Genomic DNA, 16,054 nt, shown 5'->3' on the forward strand with positions numbered 1-16,054 from the left:
GGCCGCCCCCGCCCCCGCCGTCTCCGACTAATCCCCAGAAATCGGGAATTATTGGAGAGGAGCTCTAGGAGGCCGAGGTGAGCGAGGACACCGTGCGGCGCGGCGCCCGTACCGCGATCCCGATACTCCTGGTCACGCTGGCGTCCCTGCTCGTCCCCGGCTGCCGGGCGCTGGAGGGAGAGGGGGCCGGGGACGTCCCGCCGCCCGCGACGCAGACGGCGGCGACCAAGCACGCCAAGCCCAGCGGACGGCGGCCCGGCGTCGTCAACATCGAGACCGAGCAGTCGCTGAACGGCACCCGCGCCGCCGGGACGGGCATCGTGCTCGACCCGTCCGGGCTCGTCCTGACCAACAACCACGTGATCCACGGCGCCACCGAGATCAAGGGCACCGACACCGACAACCGCCGCGCCTACACCGCGCGGGTCGTCGGGTACGACCGCGCCGGCGACATCGCGGTGATCCGGCTGACCGGCGCGTCCCGGCTCAAGGCCGCGGTGTTCGCGTCCGCGGCCGGGGTCGCGGTCGGCGAACCGGTCACCGCCGTCGGAAACGCGGGCGGCAAGGGCGGCACGCCCACCGTCGTCACCGGCAGGGTCACCGCGCTGCAGCAGTCCGTCACCGCCCGTGACGACACCAACGGCACCTCGGAGCGGCTGAGCGGCCTGATCGAGACCAGCGCCCCGATCAAGCCGGGCGACTCGGGCGGGCCGCTGCTGAACACCGCCGGGAAGGTCATCGGGATCAACACCGCCGCGTCCGCCGGGTACACGATGGACGGGTCGCAGCCGAGGAAGAACCACCGCGGGTACGCCATCCCGTCCGACCGGGCCCTGGCCGTCGCCGGGCAGATCCGGCGCGGCGAGGCGTCGTCCACCGTGCACATCGGGCCGACGGCCATGCTCGGCGTCAAGGTCCGCTCCAACGGCGACTCCCCCGGCGCCCTCGTCGCGGAGGTCGTGCCGGGCGCGCCCGCCGAGGCCGCCGGGGTCCCGGTCGGCGCCGCGATCGTGCGCCTCGACGGCCGGGCCGTCGACTCCTCCACCGCGCTGACCGCGCTGGTCCTCGCGCGCCGTCCCGGCGACGTCGTCCGCCTGGAGTGGACGACCGCGCAGGGCGCGCCCATGGCCGCCACGATCCGGCTGGCGGAAGGCCCGCCCCAATGACCTCCGTGTACGTGCGACAGTGCGTACGTGCGACAGTGGGGTGGCCAGCCGAGCAGGAGGATGAGTGCGATGAGCCGCAGGGCGCCCGCCGACGACTTCGATGACGCGAGTCTCGAGGTTTCCGAACCGAAGGAGTGGGCGGCGGGCGTGCCGGGGATCACGGCCGCGCTGCGCCAGTCGTACGAGCAGATGGGCGTGCGGCGCACCGCGCTGACGCTGCTGCGCGTCAACCAGAAGCAGGGGTTCGACTGCCCGGGCTGCGCGTGGCCCGAGGGCGACCACCGGCACGTCGCCGAGTTCTGCGAGAACGGGGCGAAGGCCGTCGCGGAGGAGGCCACGACGCGGCGGATCACGCGGGAGTTCTTCGCCAGGCACACCGTGTCGGACCTGGCGGAGCGGTCCGACCACTGGCTCGGGCAGCAGGGGCGGCTGACCGAGCCGATGCTGAAGCGCGCCGGGTCCGAGCACTACGAGCCGGTGCCGTGGGACGAGGCGTTCCGGCTGCTGGCCGCCGAGCTGACCGCCCTCGAATCGCCGGACGAGGCCATCTTCTACACCTCGGGACGGACGAGCAACGAGGCCGCGTTCGCCTACCAGCTGTTCGCCCGCGCCTTCGGGACCAACAACCTCCCCGACTGCAGCAACATGTGCCACGAGTCGTCCGGGTCGGCGCTGAGCGAGACGATCGGCATCGGCAAGGGCTCGGTGCTGCTGGACGACCTCTACCAGGCGGATCTCATATTCGTCGTCGGCCAGAACCCGGGCACGAACCACCCGCGGATGCTGTCCGCGCTGGAACGGGCCAAAAAGGAGGGCGCGCGGATCGTCGCGGTGAACCCGCTGCCCGAGGCCGGGCTGATGCGGTTCAAGAACCCGCAGCGCGCGTCCGGCATCGCCGGGCGGGGCACGGCGCTCGCCGACCGGTTCCTGCAGATCCGGCTGAACGGCGACCTGGCGCTGTTCCAGGCCCTCAACCGGATGCTCCTCGAATCGGACGCGCCCGGCGCCGTCGACCGCGGGTTCCTCGACGCGCACACCCACGGGTTCGAGGCGTTCGAGAAGCACGTCCTCGGCCTGGACTGGGACGACGTGCTGGAGGCCACCGGCCTGACGCGGGCGGAGATCGCGGCGGTGCTGGCGGACGTCCTCGGCGCGAAGAAGATCATCGTCTGCTGGGCGATGGGCCTCACCCAGCACCGCAACTCGGTCCCGACGATCCGCGAGATCGTCAACTTCCTGCTGCTGCGCGGCAACATCGGCCGTCCCGGCGCGGGGGTCTGCCCGGTGCGCGGCCACTCCAACGTCCAGGGCGACCGGACGATGGGCATCTGGGAGAAGCCGAAGCCGGAGTTCCTGGACGCGCTCGCCGCCGAGTTCGGGTTCGAGCCGCCGCGCGAGCACGGCACCGACACCGTGGACGCGATCCGCGCCATGCGGGACGGCCGCGCGAAGGTGTTCCTCGGGATGGGCGGCAACTTCGTCCGGGCGACCCCCGACTCCGCCGTGACGGAGGCGGCGCTGCGCTCGTGCCGGCTGACCGCGCAGGTGTCGACCAAGCTCAACCGCTCGCACGCCGTGGCGGGCGAGACGGCGCTGATCCTGCCGACGCTGGGTCGCACCGAGCGCGACGTGCAGGAGTCGGGGCCGCAGTTCGTCTCCGTCGAGGACTCGATGGGCATGGTCCACGCGTCCCGGGGCCGGTTGACCCCGGCGTCCCCGGACCTGCTGTCGGAGGTGTCGATCGTCTGCCGGCTCGCGTCGGCGGCCCTGCCCGATCCGGGCATCGGCTGGGACGCGATGGAGCGCGACTACGACGTCATCCGCGACCACGTCTCACGGGTCGTGCCCGGTTTCGAGGACTACAACGCCCGCATCCGGGAGCGGGGCGGGTTCACGCTCCCGCACGCGCCGCGCGACGAGCGCCGGTTCCCGACCGCGACCGGCAAGGCCAACCTGACGGTGAACGAGCTGGAGGTCCTGCGGGTCCCGGAGGGGCGGCTGCTGCTGCAGACCGTCCGGAGCCACGACCAGTACAACACCACGATCTACGGCCTGGACGACCGCTACCGCGGCATCAAGGCCGGGCGCCGCGTCGTGTTCGTCAACCCGTCCGACCTTGCCGCCCTCGGACTGGACGACGGCGCGATGGTCGACCTGGTCTCGGAGTGGGCCGACGGTGCGCAGCGGCGGGCGGCCGCGTTCCGCGTCGTGTCCTACCCGACGGCGCCGGGCTGCGCGGCGGCGTACTTCCCGGAGACGAACGTCCTCGTCCCGCTCGACAGCACCGCCGAGATCAGCAACACCCCGACGTCCAAGTCGATCGTCGTCCGGCTGGAACCGGCGGGCTGAGCGTCCCGCCTGACCGCCGGTCCCCGAGTATGTCGGTTGATACTGTTATGGATCACTGCCCGGTGGACCGATGGGGACGTCGATGTCACAGCGCCACGCGCTGCTCGCCACCCTGACCGCCCAGCCCATGACCGGGTACGAGCTGGTCAAGTACTTCGACGGCAGCTTCGCGTACGTGTGGAGCGCGCCGCACAGCCAGATCTATCCGGAGCTGCGCCGGATGGAGCGCGACGGCCTGGTCGGCGTCGAGGTCGTGCCGCGGGGCGAGCGCGCCGAGAAGCGGGTCTACTCGATCAACGAGGCGGGCCTCGCCGAGCTGCAGCGGTGGGAGCGGGAGCCCACCCCGTACCAGTCCGAGCGCGACCCGTACCGGCTGAAGGCGGCGCATTTCGAGCAGGCCACCTACGAGGCGGCCCGCCACCAGCTCCAGGAGCACCTGCGCCACTTCGCCCGCGCGCTCCGGGACTGGGAGCAGATGCTGGCCGACCTGGACGCGCGCCGGGTGTCGCTGCTGCGCCGCCGGCTGGAGCAGCGGCCCGAGGAGGAGCACGAGGCGATCGTCGCGTTCCGCAAGCTCGCCTTCCGGGGCGAGGTCCTCAAGGCCCGGGCCGAGATCGCGTGGGCGGAGGAGGGCCTCGCCCTGCTGGACGAGCTGGAGGGCAAGGGCGTCCCGCTGCGCGGCGAGCGCTGACGCGGCCGGGGCGCCGGCGCGGTCAGCGCAGGAGCGAGCGGACGCGGTCGGGGGTGAGCGGCAGCCGGGTGACCGGCGCGTCCGGGCCGAGCGCGTCTGCGACCGCGTTGGCGATCACGGCGGGCGTGGCGACCATCCCCGCCTCCCCCGCGCCCTTCGCGCCCAGCGGGTTGGACGCGGGCGGGCGGTGCTCGACCACCACGGTCTCGATCTCGGGCAGCTCCGCCGCGGTCGGCATCCGGTAGTCGCCGAAGGTCGTGGACAGCGGCTGCCCCTGCGCGTCGTAGAGGAGCTCCTCCAGCAGCGCGCCGCCGATCCCCTGCGAGGCGGCGCCCGCGAGCTGCCCGCGGACCAGCGCCGGCTCTCGTAGGTGATCGCGGGAACGGCCGAGCCCTCGGCCATCGCGAACGTGAACGGCATCGCGTCCGCCTGTTCGCCGAGACCTGCCCCCAGTACCTGCTGCTCCGCGAGGACGAGGTCCTGGAGCACGGCCCGTTCCGCAAGTTCACGCCGCCGGCCCGCGCCCGGCACGACGCCGACGAGGGCGAGACGTGGCGGCTGCTGCGCGACGGGCCGCTCACGCACGTCTCGTCCGACCACGCGCCGTCGACGCGGGAGCAGAAGACGTCCGGCGGGATCTGGGACGTCCACTTCGGGCTGCCGGGCCTGGACACGACGATGCCCGCGCTCCTCGACGCCGCCGCCCGCCAGCTGATCTCCTACGAGGACGTGGCGCGCCTGTACGCGGAGGTCCCGGCCCGGCTGTACGGGCTCTGGCCCCGCAAGGGCCGCGTCGCGCCGGGCTTCGACGCCGACCTCGTGCTCGTGGACCCGTCGCGGGTGTGGACGGCCCGCGACGCCGGCGTCCACTCCAAGGCGGGCTGGACGCCCTACGACGGGCGCGCCTTCACCGGCCGGGTGGTGCGCACCTACCTTTGCGGCGACCTCGTCGCCGAAGACGGCGAGCCCGCCGACGCCCGCACCGGGCGCTTCCTGCCCGGCCCCGGCCTGCGGCCCGGATGAGGCGCGCCGCGCTCTGCGCCGCGGTCCTGCTCCTGGTGACGCACACACCGGTCTTCGCGCCCGACCGCGCCGCCGCGCTGGACCGGCTCGGCGGGCACGTCACCGCGGGCGCCCCGGCGGGCTGGTACCGGCGCTTCCCCGGCGGGCCCCGCCCCGCGCGGGTCGCCGCGCGGCGCGGCGGCGGTCTAGGCTCTGGACATGACGAACCTCCCAGAGCCCGCCGGTACCCCCGGCCCGCCGCAGATGCGTGCCGGCGACGCGGACCGCGAGCGCGTCGCGCAGGTGCTGCGCGAGGCGGCCGGCGATGGGCGGCTGACCCTGGCGGAGCTCGACGAGCGCCTGGACGCGGTGTACGCGGCCAAGACGTACGCGGAGCTGGAGCCGATCACCCGCGACCTGCCCTCGCCCGGCACGGGCGCGGTCCCGGCCCCGCCGCTCACCGGGTCCGGGGCGGACTGGCGCCCGCTGGAGAGCGCCCCGTCCTGGAAGACCGGGATCGGCATCATGAGCGGGTTCAACCGGACGGGCGTGTGGAACGTGCCCCGCAGGTTCCGCGCGTTCGCGTTCTGGGGCGGCGGCAAGATCGACCTGCGTGAGGCGCGGTTCGACGAGCCGGTGACGACGATCCGCGCCTTCGCGATCATGGGCGGGTTCGAGGTCATCGTCCCGGACGACATCACCGTCCACGTCAAGGGCCTCGGGATCATGGGCGGGTTCGACAACCGGGCCAGCGGTCCCGGCGCGCCGGGCTCGCCGACGGTCGTCGTCAAGGGCCTGGCGTTCTGGGGCGGCGTCGGCGTGAAGCGCCGAAAGTCGAGCAGGCAGAAGCGGCGCGAGAAGGAACTGGGCGGCCCCCAGGACGACTGAGCGGCCGCGTTCAGCCCGCCCGCGTGAACCGCTTCCACGGACGGGCCCGCTCGTAGGCGGCGCACGCGGCCATGACCAGGGCGTCGGCGTGGCGGGCGCCGACGACCTGGAGGCCGATGGGCAGGCCGCCGGACGTGAAGCCGCACGGCAGGCTCGCCGCGGGCTGCTGCGTCATGTTGAACGGGTAGGTGAACGGGGTCCAGCTCGTCCAGCGGCGGGTCGCGGACCCCGGCGGGACCTCGGCGCCCGCCTCGAACGCGGCGATCGGCATCGTCGGGGTGAGCAGCAGGTCGTACCGCTCGTGGAACAGGCCCATGAGGCGGCCGAGGTCCATGCGGCGGGCCGTGGCGGTGAGGTACTCGACGGCCGAGTACCGGGCGCCCTGCTCGCAGATCTCCCGCAGGCCGGGGTCGAGCCGCGCGCGGGCGTCGGGCGAGAGGTTCTCGACGACCTTGGCGGCGCCCGCGAACCACAGCACCTCGAACTCCTCGACCGGGTCGGCGAAGCCGGGATCGGCCTGCTCGACCTTCGCGCCCAGCTCGGTGAACGCCTCGGCGGCGGCCGCGACGGACGCCGCGATCTCCGGGTCGACCTCGGCGAACCCGAGGTCGGGGCTGAACGCGACGCGCAGGCCGGTCAGGTCGTCGGGGCCGGCCTCGCTGAACACGACGTCCGGCGGCGGCAGCGCCGACCAGTCGCGGCCGTCGGCGCCGCAGACCGCGTCGAGCAGCAGCGCCGCGTCCGCGACCGTGTTGGTCATCGGGCCGGTGTGCGCGAGCGTCCCGAACGCGCTCGCCGGGTAGTGCGGGATGCGGCCGTAGGTCGGCTTGATCGTGAAGGTCCCGGTGAACGCGGCGGGGATGCGGACCGAGCCGCCGCCGTCCGTGCCGAGCGCGAGCGGGGCCATGCCCGCCGCCACGGCCGCCGCGGCACCGCCGCTCGACCCGCCGGGCGTCCGGGACGGGTCCCACGGGTTGCGGGTGACGCCGTCGACCGGGTTGTCGGTCACGCCCTTCCACGCGAACTCGGGCGTGGTCGTCTTGCCGACGAACACCGCGCCCTGCTCGCGCAGGCGGGCCACGGCCGGGGAGTCCTCGTCCCAGGGGCCCGACGGGTCGGCGGTGGCCGAGCCGCGCAACGTCGGCCAGCCGCGGGTGAGCAGGATGTCCTTGATCGAGACGGGCACGCCGTCCAGCGGGCCCAGCATGGCGCCGCGCCGCCGCCGGTCGGTCGCGGCGCGGGCCATGTCGAGGGTGGTCTCCCCGTCGACGAGGCAGAACGCGTTGAGCTTCGGGTCGTCCCGCCCGATCCGGGCGAGGACGGCCTCGGCGGCCTCGACCGGCGAGAGCGTCCCGGCCTCGTACGCGTCGATCAGTTCGGTGGCGGTCAGGTCGGCCGCGTCGGTCATGGCTACCCCCTCTGGTCGGACCCGGCGCGGGAGCCGGTCCGTGAGCCGTTCTGGGACCCGACGTAGCCGAGCCGCTTGTCCACGACGTTGCGGAGCGGGCGGCCCGCCACGTGGCGGCCGAGGTTGTCGGCGAACAGCCGGACCAGCTCGTCGCGCCAGCCGACCACGTCGCCCGACATGTGCGGGGAGACGATCACGTTGGGCATGGCCCAGAGCGGTGACGACGGCGGGAGCGGCTCGTCCTCGAACACGTCGAGCGCCGCGCCCGCGACGCGCCCGTCGCGCAGCGCCTTGACCAGGTCGGCCTCGGCCACCAGCGCGCCGCGCCCCACGTTGATCAGCCGCGCGGACGGGCGCATCCGGTCCAGCGCCGCGGCGTCGATCATGCCGCGGGTCCGCGGCGTGAGCGGCGCCGCCAGCACGACGTAGTCGGCGGCGGCGAGCGCCTCGTCCATGCGCTCCATCGGGTGGACGGTGCCGAGGTCGGGGTCGCCGTCGCGGGCGGTGCGGCCGAGCCCGGAGACCGCCAGGCCCGCGGCCGACAGGCGGCGGCCGATCGCGCGGCCGATCGGGCCGGTGCCGGCGACGAGCGCGCGGGCGCCGGTGATCCCCTCGGTCTCGCGGTGCCGCCAGCGCCGCTCCCCCTGCAGCCGGACGGTCGTGTGCAGGTCCTTGGCGAACGCGAGCACCAGCCCGAGGACGTACTCCGCGATCGGCTCGTCGAAGACCCCGCGCGAGTTGGTGACGACGGCGCCGCCCTCGATCAGGCCCGGGAACATCAGCCGCTCGACGCCGGCGCTCGCGATGTGCACCCAGCCCGGCCCGCCGCCGGACGGCCAGGCGCCGGCGACCGCGTCGGAGAGGAAGTCCCACATGAAGAAGACGTCGGCGCCGGGAAGGGCCTCGGCGAGCTCCGGCTCGCGCACGTACCGGACGCGCGCGAGGCGCTCCACGGCGTCCATGCCGGGCGGGAGAACGTCCCCCGTCAGCACCACCACGGCGGGCGGCCCGCCGGGTGCGGGCGGAACATGCTCCATCGGCGCCACATCCAGGGAGAGCAGGGTTTACGCGAAGGCAACACGGGGGGGCATTGACACGCTAGAAACAGTTCGTAGGATTGTCAACAATCAGCGCGGTGCACCGCGGCTCCGGTCACCGCACTGAGACGTGTGCTGCAAGACCGTCGCAACCGCTGCCCATGCAAGGCCAGGACGGATCCCAGAGCGCTCTAACAGCTCCCCCGGGAGCCAAACACGGAGAGTCCTTTCGGGTGGCGACGCCTTCGCCCACCCCTGTGCACGGGGAGGTCCAGCATGCCCAAGCTCATGACCATCACACTGGAGCGCCGCGGCGTCTCGTGCGTCGCGGAACTGCTGGAGAAGGACGCGCCGCGGACTTGCGAGGCGGTGTGGCAGGCCCTGCCGCTCGGCGGCGACGCCTACCACGCCAAGTACGCCCGCAACGAGGTGTACACGATGATCGAGCGGTTCGCCGAGGAAGAGGTCGGTCTGGAGAACCCCACGGTCACCCCCATCCCGGGCGACGTCGTCTACTTCTCGTTCGCCGGCGGCATGCTCGACCGGCGGTTCAAGGAGGAGAAGAACATCCACGCGCTGCCCGGCGTCATCGATCTCGCGATCTTCTACGGCCGCAACAACCTGCTGCTGAACGGGGACGTCGGCTGGGTCCCCGGCAACGTGTACGCGACGATCGTCGACGGCCTCGACCGGATGGCGGAGGCGTGCAACGACGTCTGGCGCTCCGGCGGAGCCGGCGAGCGCCTGCTCTACAGCCGTGCAGAGTCTTAGAGCGGTGGCCTCGCAGATGACATTCGACCCCACGCTGGTCGTCGGCCCCGAGCTGCTCGCCCAGCACGGCATCGGCGTGGTCGCGCCCTTCGACTTCGCGCTCGACCGCGAGCTGTGGCGCTGGACGCCCGACGACGTGTCGCTCTACATGACCCGGTTGCCCTACGTACCTGTGCCGGTCACCGTCGAGATGGCGTCCGCGCTGTCGGACCAGTCGATCGTCCGGCAGGCCACGCGGGACGTGCTGGCGCCCGAGCCGCTCGCCGTCGCCTACGCCTGCGCCTCGGGGAGCTTCATCCGCGGCAAGGCGGGCGAGATCCAGCTGAACCAGTCGATGCTGTCGGCCGGCGCGCCGGTCTCGACGACGACGTCCGGCGCGCTGGTGGAGTCGCTGCGGCTGCTCAACGTCAACCGGATCGCGGTCGTCACCCCCTACATCGACGCCGTCACCGAACGGCTCGTGTCGTTCCTGAACGAGTACGGCATCGAGGTCGTGTCGTCGGTCGGGATGGGGCTGCTCAGCCACATCTGGAAGGTCGGGTACGGCGAGATCGTGTCGGCGGTGTCGGCCGTCGACGGCCCGGAGGCCGAGGCGGTGTACATCAGCTGCACGAACGTGCCGACCTACGACATCATCGCGCCGCTGGAGCAGATGATCGGAAAGCCGGTCCTCACCGCCAACCAGGTCACGATGTGCACGGCGCTGCGCGCGATGGGCCGCTCCGCGGCCGGTCCCGGGCAGTCGCTCGTGCAGCTCGCCCCGTCCACGGCGGCCTGATCGCCATGAGCGTTAGGATTGCTGACTCCATGCACCAGAACGGGTTGAGCGCGGGTTTCCTGTACCCCGGCTACAGCGCCGAGGACGACTACCCGGCCATCGAGCGCGCCCTCGGCGGGGTGCGCCTGCCGGTCGTCCACACGCTGATGCGCGAGGACGCCCACCGCGTCGACGCGCTGCTGGACATCGGCGGCGCCGACGTCCTCGGCGACGGCGCCCGCGCGCTGCGCGGCCTGGGCGTCCAGGCGGCCGTGTGGGCCTGTACCAGCGGGAGCTTCGTGTTCGGCTGGGACGGCGCCGAGCGGCAGGTCCAGGGCGTCGCCGAGGCGGCGGGCGTACCGGCGTCCAGCACGTCGTTCGCGTTCGTGAACGCGGCGCGCGCGCTCGGCCTGACCAGGGTCGCGGTCGCCGCGACCTATCCGTCCGACGTCGCCGAGCGGTTCGTCGCGTTCCTCGGGCACGCCGGCGTCGAGGTGGTGGCGCTGTCCTGCCGGGGCATCATCACCGCCGCCGAGGTCGGCACCCTCGGCCGCGACGAGGTGCTCGCGTTCGTGGCGGCCAACGACCATCCGGACGCCGAGGCGGTGCTGGTGCCCGACACCGCGCTGCACACCGTGTCCTGGCTCGACGAGCTGGAGGCGCGGATCGGCAAGCCGGTGCTGACCGCCAACCAGGTGAGCGTGTGGGAGGGGCTGCGGCTCGCGTCCGGGCCCGGGGGGATCCCGCCGCGCACCGGGCTGGGCCGGCTGTTCGCCGCGCCCGCCCCCGTCTCCAGCGTCCCCGCCGGCGCCGCCGAGCCGGTCTCCGGGCAGGGACGACATACCTGACAGCGACGACGAAAGGGGCCCGCGCATGGGCCGTTTGGGTGAGCTGGAACCTGTCCCCCGCAAGTCGACCGTCGAGATCGTCTCGGACGAGCTGCGCTCGGCGATCATGTACGGCTCGCTGGAGCCCGGCGCGCAGCTCGGCGAGGCCGAGCTGGCCGGGCGGCTCGGCATCAGCCGCGGCCCGCTGCGCGAGGCGATGCAGCGGCTCGTCCAGGAGGGCCTGCTGGTCAGCGAGCCGCACCGCGGGCTGTTCGTGATCACGCTGGACGAGGGCGACGTGGAGGACGTCTACCTCGCCCGGCTCGCGATCGAGCGCGAGGCCTGCCAGCTGATCATGGAGCGGAACCGGGGGGAGGCGGTGGCCCGGCTCACCGACGCGCTGGACGCGCTGGTCGACGCCGCGAGCCAGCGCGACCGGGTCGCTATGAGCGACGCCGACCAGGCGTTCCACGAGGTGCTCGTCAGCTCGTCGGGCAGCCACCGGCTGGAGCGGATGGCGCACACCCTCCTGGTGGAGACCCGGATGTGCCTGAACGCGCTGCAGGACACCTATCCGGAGCCGTCCGAGCTGGTCGAGGAGCACCGGCGGCTGGTCGACGCGATCGGCGACGGCGAGGAGGAGCGGCTGCTGACCCTCATCGAGGAGCACATGACCGACTCGATCGACCGGCTCCGCGTCTCCTAGGCGCGCCGCCGGGTTTCCCGAGCCCCGCCGGGGGCGGCGCTTTACATCGTGGCCGGAGGCCACCTACATTGCAGATTGTCGACAATCTACCGGTGGACCGGAGGACGCATGGCACAGCTGTCACCCCTGCTCAAGCAGGCCACCCCCGTCCTGGCCGAGCGCGGCGAGGGCGTCTACCTCTATGACACCGACGGCCGCCGGCATCTGGACTTCACCGCGGGCATCGGCGTCACCAACACCGGCCACTGCCACCCGCGCGTGGTCGAGGCGGCGCAGAAGCAGGTCGGGACGCTGATCCACGGGCAGTACACGACCGTCATGCACGAGCCGTTGCTGCGGCTCACCGAGGCGCTCGGCGAGGTCCTGCCGGACGGCCTCGACTCGCTGTTCTACCTCAACAGCGGCAGCGAGGCCGTCGAGGCGTCCATCCGGCTGGCCAGGCACGCCACCGGGCGGCAGAACATCGTCGTCTTCCACGGCTCCTTCCACGGCCGGACGATGGGCGCCGCCGCGCTCACCACCGCGGGCACGAAGTTCCGCGCCGGGATCGGCCCGCTGATGCCGGGCGCCGCGATCGCGCCGTTCCCGCAGGCGTACCGGTACGGGTGGTCCGAGGAGGAGGCGACCCGGTTCGCGCTGCGCGAGCTCGACTACCTCCTCGTCACCGCGAGCCCCGCCTCCGATACGGCCGCTTTCGTCGTGGAACCCGTGCTCGGCGAGGGCGGCTACATCCCGGCGCCGCCCGCGTTCCTGGAGGGCCTGCGCGAGCGCGCCGACCGGCACGGCATCCTGCTGATCATGGACGAGGTGCAGACCGGGTTCGGCCGGACGGGCGAGTTCTGGGGCCACCAGCACGCGGCGGCGAGTCCGGACATCCTGGTCACCGCCAAGGGCCTGGCCAGCGGGTTCCCGCTGTCGGCGATCGCCGCGCCCACCGCGCTGATGGAGAAGGCCCGTCCCGGCTCGCAGGGCGGCACCTACGGCGGCAACGCGGTCGCCTGCGCGGCCGCGCTCGCCACGCTGCGGGTCGTCCAGGACGAGGACCTCGTCGGCAACGCGGCCCGGCAGGGCGCGCGGCTGAGCGACGGCCTGCGCAAGGTCGCCGCCGACCATCCGGCGATCGGGGACGTGCGCGGGCTCGGGCTGATGCAGGCCAGCGAGTTCACCACCCCGGACGGCGAGCCCGACGCCGAGGCGGCGCAGCGGGCGCACACGGCCGCCGCCGAGCGCGGGCTGCTGCTGCTGACCTGCGGCGCGTACGGCAACGTCGTCCGGATGATCCCGCCGCTGATCGTCACCGCGGCGCAGATCGACGACGGGCTCGCCCTCTGGTCGGCGGCCGTGGCGGACGCCATCGGCTGACCGGTCAGGCTTGGGCGACGGCGCCCTCCTTGAGGAGGGCCTCGGCGTCGTCGAAGCCGAGATCGTCCAGCACGGCCCGGGTCTGGCCGCCGGGGAGGACGGGAACACCGTCGGTCCCGGCCCGGGTGCGGGAGAAGCGTGGGGCCGGTGCGGGCTGGCGCCGGCCCCCAAGCTCGGGGAACACGTCGCGGGACGTGTTGTACGGGTGCCCGGCCGCCTCGGTCATCGACAGGACGGGCGCCACGCACGCGTCGCTCGGGACGAAGATCTCCGTCCATTCGTCGCGCGTCCTCGTGCGGAACACGGCGGCGAAGCGGTCGCGGAGGACGGGCCAGCCCGCCCGGTCGTGCTGGGCGGGCAGGTCCTCGCCGTCGAGGCCGGCGAGGCGGAGGAACTCGGCGTAGAACCGGGGCTCGATGGCGCCGACGGCCATGTGGCGCCCGTCGGACGTCTCGTACACGTCGTACCAGGGGGCGCCGGTGTCGAGCATGTTGACGCCGCGGCGGTCCTCCCAGAGGCCGCCGGCGAGGAAGCCGTGGATGAACGTGGACAGGTGCGCGGCGCCGTCCACGATGGCGGCGTCGACGACCTGGCCGCGCCCGCTCGCCCTCGACTCCAGCAGCGCGGACAGGACGCCCACGACGAGGTACATGCTGCCGCCCGCGAAGTCGCCGAGCAGGTTCACCGGGACCTGCGGCGGGCCGCCCGCGCGGCCGATGGCGTGCAGGGCGCCGGTGACGGCGATGTAGGCGACGTCGTGCCCGGCGGTCGAGGAGAGGGGGCCCTCCTGGCCCCAGCCGGTCATGCGGCCGTAGACGAGCCGCGGGTTGCGGGCGAGGCACTCGTCCGGCCCGACACCGAGCCGCTCGGTGACGCCGGGCCTGAACCCTTCGAGGAGGACGTCGGACTTCTCCACCAGCCGGAGCACGACCTCCCTGCCGCGGTCGCTCTTGAGGTCGATCGCGATGGAGCGCTTGCCGCGGTTGGTGAAGTCGGTGCCGCCGGTGCTCTCGCCGTCCCGGACGGCGGACGCGCGGTCCACCCGGATGACGTCGGCGCCGAGGTCGGCCAGCAGCATCGCGGCGAACGGCCCGGGCCCGATCCCGGCCAGCTCGATCACCCGCACTCCGGAGAGGGGCCCGTTGCCCATCAGCGACTCCCTGAATCTCGTTCGGCCTCCCAGTGTGCCCGATCCGGGTAAGTGCGCCCTGACCCGGGCGGGCTTCAGCGGGCGGTGTGTCTCAGCGGGCGGTGAGGGTGACCGGGGAGGGGCGGTCGCCGGGCGCGACGAGGAGGCGGCGCTTCGTGGTCGACCGGTCGACGCCTTCGGCGTGCGGGTCGAGGCCGCGCCCGGCGGCGGCCAGGTAGTACCAGCGGCCGGAAGGGGACCGCCACCAGGTCCCGCTGACCGGACGGAGGGCGTCGCACGGTCCCGTGGCCCGGTCCTTCGAGCCGAGCAGCGTCGCGGCGGCGGTGGCGCCGCCGCCGGGCCGGGTCAGGCGGGTGCAGACCCAGTCGGCGTGCTCCCCGCCGTGCGGCAGGGTCCCCGACCAGAAGTTCCAGGCCATCGCCTCGGAGACCGGCTGGGACGGGTGCGTCAGGCAGGCGAGGCGGTTCCAGAGCTTCTGGCCGTCCGAGCCGAGGCGGGCGGGACGCTCCGTCCGGCCCGCGCGGTGGTCGGGCGAGTGGTGGGCGAGGACGGTGGCGCGCGGGCCGCCGAGGTCGCCGAACGTCCTCCCGCCGATGTGGAAGAGCGGGCCGTGGCCGCAGCCGGTGCCCGCGCGGGCCGGGGCGGTCACGCCGGACGACGTCGCGAGCCGCTCCCCCGCGAGGGTCTCGGGGCTCGCGTCCCAGGGGGCGAGGAGGTAGCGGCCGCCGCCGAGCGCGATCGGGGCGGACGGGTCGGCCCCGGCGGTCGTGACGTCCAGGCCGCCGTGCGTGTACCGCGCGATCCGGTCGCCGAGCCGCAGCACGGCGAGCGGCGCGCCGTCGACCCGGCCCGCGTAGAGGAGCTGCGCGGCGCCGGAGCGGCCGGCCCCCGGCGCGGCGTCCCACGCCGCGGCGGCGCGCCCGGTGAACGCGCGGTCGCGGACGAGGTCGCCGCGGGCGGGCCAGGCGTCGAGGGTGCGCCCGCGCGTCCAGGCGTCCGGCGCGGCGGAGACGAGGCGCGGGTCGCGGGCCGCCGGCTCATCGTCGCCGCCGGTCATCACCAGGGCGGCGACCAGGGCGGCGGTGAGGACGGCGGCGGCGGCGAGCGGCACCGCCGAGCGGGTCCGGACGGGACGGAGCGCGGACTCGAAGCGCCCGGAGCGCCGGGCCGACGGCGCCGGGACGGCGTCGGCGGCCTGGATGACCGGCCACGGGTCGCGGACGCGCAGCTCGACCAGCTGGTCCCGGACGGCGTACCGGGGCAGCCCGTCCATGTGGCGCAGGACGTAGGCGACCCGGACGTGCGGGTCGAGCCTGGCCAGCATGGCGGTGAGCGCGGGATCGGGCAGCTGGGCGGGCAGCGCGCGGAGCCAGGGCCCGAGGCCGATCCGGAGCCGGCGCGACGGGCGCATCGCCCGGCGCAGCACGCGGGTGCGGCGGCGGGCCAGCCCGGCGGGCGAGCGGTCCCGCGCGCCGCGCGCGGTGCCGTCCACGATCCGGCGCGCGATCGCCAGCCGGTAGACGCGCTTTCCCTTCCCCGGAAGAACGAAATACGCCATCCGGACAAGGTCGCCATATGCCGATTTCGTGGACGGCGTTTCCGTCCGCGGATCCGTCAGAACGTCTTCCGTCACGGCAGGCCACTCCTTCTGGGCCGTTCCTTCGCAGCGAAGCTAGAGGTTAGGCCGCGCGAGAACGCGCCTGGAGCGGAATTGGGAGAACGATTAATCGAACCATTGAAATGGCGTCCGATTTCAAAGGGGGCGCGCGGCGGGCACGTAAGGCGCGCGGACCGTTCCGGCGAGAGTCGCCGCGCCCGTTTCGTCCCCGTACTACGCTGTTGGCCTCCGGGGGAACCTCCTCGGGCCGCAGGACATCGAAAGATCGCGCCCCCGCCGCGACCCCGGACGAGCAACGGAGAAGGACTTCCCGACCCATGAC

15 protein-coding genes are annotated in these 16,054 nt (G+C 73.9%); 10 read left to right on the forward strand and 5 right to left on the reverse strand.

What is annotated here, in order from left to right:
* Positions 1–77 precede the first annotated feature (77 nt).
* The 3 genes from ETD83_RS30150 to ETD83_RS30160 all read left to right on the forward strand — a co-directional run bounded on the left by ETD83_RS30150 (position 78) and on the right by ETD83_RS30160 (position 4,206).
* Positions 78–1,166: a S1C family serine protease gene (locus ETD83_RS30150; protein WP_138648601.1), complete on the forward strand. Its 1,089-nt coding sequence runs from the start codon at positions 78–80 to the stop codon at positions 1,164–1,166.
* Between the two features lie 69 nt (positions 1,167–1,235).
* On the forward strand, positions 1,236–3,515 hold the full coding sequence (locus tag ETD83_RS30155) for an FdhF/YdeP family oxidoreductase (protein WP_138648602.1): 2,280 nt from the start codon (positions 1,236–1,238) through the stop codon (positions 3,513–3,515).
* 82 nt (positions 3,516–3,597) lie between these two features.
* Positions 3,598–4,206: a PadR family transcriptional regulator gene (locus ETD83_RS30160; RefSeq protein WP_138648603.1), complete on the forward strand. Its 609-nt coding sequence runs from the start codon at positions 3,598–3,600 to the stop codon at positions 4,204–4,206.
* Positions 4,207–4,228: 22 nt separating this feature from the next.
* Here the strand turns inward: ETD83_RS30160 and ETD83_RS45525 are convergent, their stop codons facing one another.
* Positions 4,229–4,561, reverse strand: a complete 333-nt coding sequence (locus ETD83_RS45525; RefSeq protein WP_138648604.1) for a molybdopterin cofactor-binding domain-containing protein — start codon at positions 4,559–4,561, stop codon at positions 4,229–4,231.
* A 323-nt stretch (positions 4,562–4,884) separates the two neighbouring features.
* Between ETD83_RS45525 and ETD83_RS43940 the strand changes: the two genes are divergently transcribed.
* Together ETD83_RS43940 and ETD83_RS30175 are read left to right on the forward strand one after the other, a co-directional pair.
* The gene (locus ETD83_RS43940) at positions 4,885–5,229 is read left to right on the forward strand and encodes an amidohydrolase family protein (protein ID WP_205717964.1); all 345 of its coding nucleotides are present in this window, start codon (positions 4,885–4,887) and stop codon (positions 5,227–5,229) included.
* A 198-nt stretch (positions 5,230–5,427) separates the two neighbouring features.
* Positions 5,428–6,096: a DUF1707 SHOCT-like domain-containing protein gene (locus ETD83_RS30175; protein WP_138648606.1), complete on the forward strand. Its 669-nt coding sequence runs from the start codon at positions 5,428–5,430 to the stop codon at positions 6,094–6,096.
* A gap of 10 nt (positions 6,097–6,106) precedes the next feature.
* Here ETD83_RS30175 and ETD83_RS30180 read toward each other — a convergent pair whose 3' ends face one another.
* The gene (locus tag ETD83_RS30180; RefSeq protein ID WP_138648607.1) at positions 6,107–7,504 is read right to left on the reverse strand and encodes an amidase; all 1,398 of its coding nucleotides are present in this window, start codon (positions 7,502–7,504) and stop codon (positions 6,107–6,109) included.
* A gap of 2 nt (positions 7,505–7,506) precedes the next feature.
* Entirely contained in the window at positions 7,507–8,541 is a 1,035-nt protein-coding gene (locus ETD83_RS30185) for a D-2-hydroxyacid dehydrogenase (RefSeq protein ID WP_138648608.1), read from the reverse strand.
* A gap of 288 nt (positions 8,542–8,829) precedes the next feature.
* Between ETD83_RS30185 and ETD83_RS30190 the strand changes: the two genes are divergently transcribed.
* The 5 genes from ETD83_RS30190 (at position 8,830) to ETD83_RS30210 (ending at position 12,964) form a co-directional block, all read left to right on the forward strand.
* Entirely contained in the window at positions 8,830–9,312 is a 483-nt protein-coding gene (locus ETD83_RS30190) for a DUF3830 family protein (protein ID WP_205717965.1), read from the forward strand.
* Between the two features lie 16 nt (positions 9,313–9,328).
* Positions 9,329–10,090 (forward strand): maleate cis-trans isomerase family protein, encoded by a 762-nt coding sequence (locus ETD83_RS30195; protein ID WP_138648610.1) that lies wholly within the window; start codon positions 9,329–9,331, stop codon positions 10,088–10,090.
* A 29-nt stretch (positions 10,091–10,119) separates the two neighbouring features.
* On the forward strand, positions 10,120–10,917 hold the full coding sequence (locus tag ETD83_RS30200) for a maleate cis-trans isomerase family protein (protein WP_138648611.1): 798 nt from the start codon (positions 10,120–10,122) through the stop codon (positions 10,915–10,917).
* A gap of 25 nt (positions 10,918–10,942) precedes the next feature.
* Complete coding sequence (locus ETD83_RS30205; protein ID WP_138648612.1) at positions 10,943–11,602, forward strand: GntR family transcriptional regulator; 660 nt, start codon at positions 10,943–10,945, stop codon at positions 11,600–11,602.
* Positions 11,603–11,710: 108 nt separating this feature from the next.
* Positions 11,711–12,964, forward strand: coding sequence for an aspartate aminotransferase family protein (locus tag ETD83_RS30210; RefSeq protein ID WP_138648613.1), 1,254 nt, complete (start codon positions 11,711–11,713; stop codon positions 12,962–12,964).
* A gap of 4 nt (positions 12,965–12,968) precedes the next feature.
* On the opposite strand, the gene ETD83_RS30215 is transcribed toward ETD83_RS30210, so the two are convergent.
* On the reverse strand, positions 12,969–14,114 hold the full coding sequence (locus tag ETD83_RS30215) for a CaiB/BaiF CoA transferase family protein (protein WP_138648614.1): 1,146 nt from the start codon (positions 14,112–14,114) through the stop codon (positions 12,969–12,971).
* Between the two features lie 91 nt (positions 14,115–14,205).
* On the reverse strand, positions 14,206–15,672 hold the full coding sequence (locus ETD83_RS30220; protein ID WP_138648615.1) for a hypothetical protein: 1,467 nt from the start codon (positions 15,670–15,672) through the stop codon (positions 14,206–14,208).
* Positions 15,673–16,054: the final 382 nt, after the last annotated feature.

Source organism: Actinomadura soli (assembly GCF_005889715.1).
GTDB classification, from domain to species: Bacteria; Actinomycetota; Actinomycetes; order Streptosporangiales; family Streptosporangiaceae; genus Spirillospora; species Spirillospora soli.

Bases quoted from the DNA above. Each gene is read 5' to 3' on its own strand.
- ETD83_RS30215 (WP_138648614.1), bottom strand. From the start codon at position 14,114: ATGGGCAACGGGCCCCTCTCCGGAGTGCGGGTGATCGAGCTGGCCGGG.
- ETD83_RS30175 (WP_138648606.1), top strand. From the start codon at position 5,428: ATGACGAACCTCCCAGAGCCCGCCGGTACCCCCGGCCCGCCGCAGATG.
- ETD83_RS43940 (WP_205717964.1), top strand. From the start codon at position 4,885: ATGCCCGCGCTCCTCGACGCCGCCGCCCGCCAGCTGATCTCCTACGAG.
- ETD83_RS30195 (WP_138648610.1), top strand. From the start codon at position 9,329: ATGACATTCGACCCCACGCTGGTCGTCGGCCCCGAGCTGCTCGCCCAG.
- ETD83_RS30160 (WP_138648603.1), top strand. From the start codon at position 3,598: ATGTCACAGCGCCACGCGCTGCTCGCCACCCTGACCGCCCAGCCCATG.
- ETD83_RS30155 (WP_138648602.1), top strand. From the start codon at position 1,236: ATGAGCCGCAGGGCGCCCGCCGACGACTTCGATGACGCGAGTCTCGAG.
- ETD83_RS30180 (WP_138648607.1), bottom strand. From the start codon at position 7,504: ATGACCGACGCGGCCGACCTGACCGCCACCGAACTGATCGACGCGTAC.
- ETD83_RS30200 (WP_138648611.1), top strand. From the start codon at position 10,120: ATGCACCAGAACGGGTTGAGCGCGGGTTTCCTGTACCCCGGCTACAGC.
- ETD83_RS30210 (WP_138648613.1), top strand. From the start codon at position 11,711: ATGGCACAGCTGTCACCCCTGCTCAAGCAGGCCACCCCCGTCCTGGCC.
- ETD83_RS30190 (WP_205717965.1), top strand. From the start codon at position 8,830: ATGACCATCACACTGGAGCGCCGCGGCGTCTCGTGCGTCGCGGAACTG.
- ETD83_RS30220 (WP_138648615.1), bottom strand. From the start codon at position 15,672: ATGGCGTATTTCGTTCTTCCGGGGAAGGGAAAGCGCGTCTACCGGCTG.
- ETD83_RS30185 (WP_138648608.1), bottom strand. From the start codon at position 8,541: ATGGAGCATGTTCCGCCCGCACCCGGCGGGCCGCCCGCCGTGGTGGTG.
- ETD83_RS30205 (WP_138648612.1), top strand. From the start codon at position 10,943: ATGGGCCGTTTGGGTGAGCTGGAACCTGTCCCCCGCAAGTCGACCGTC.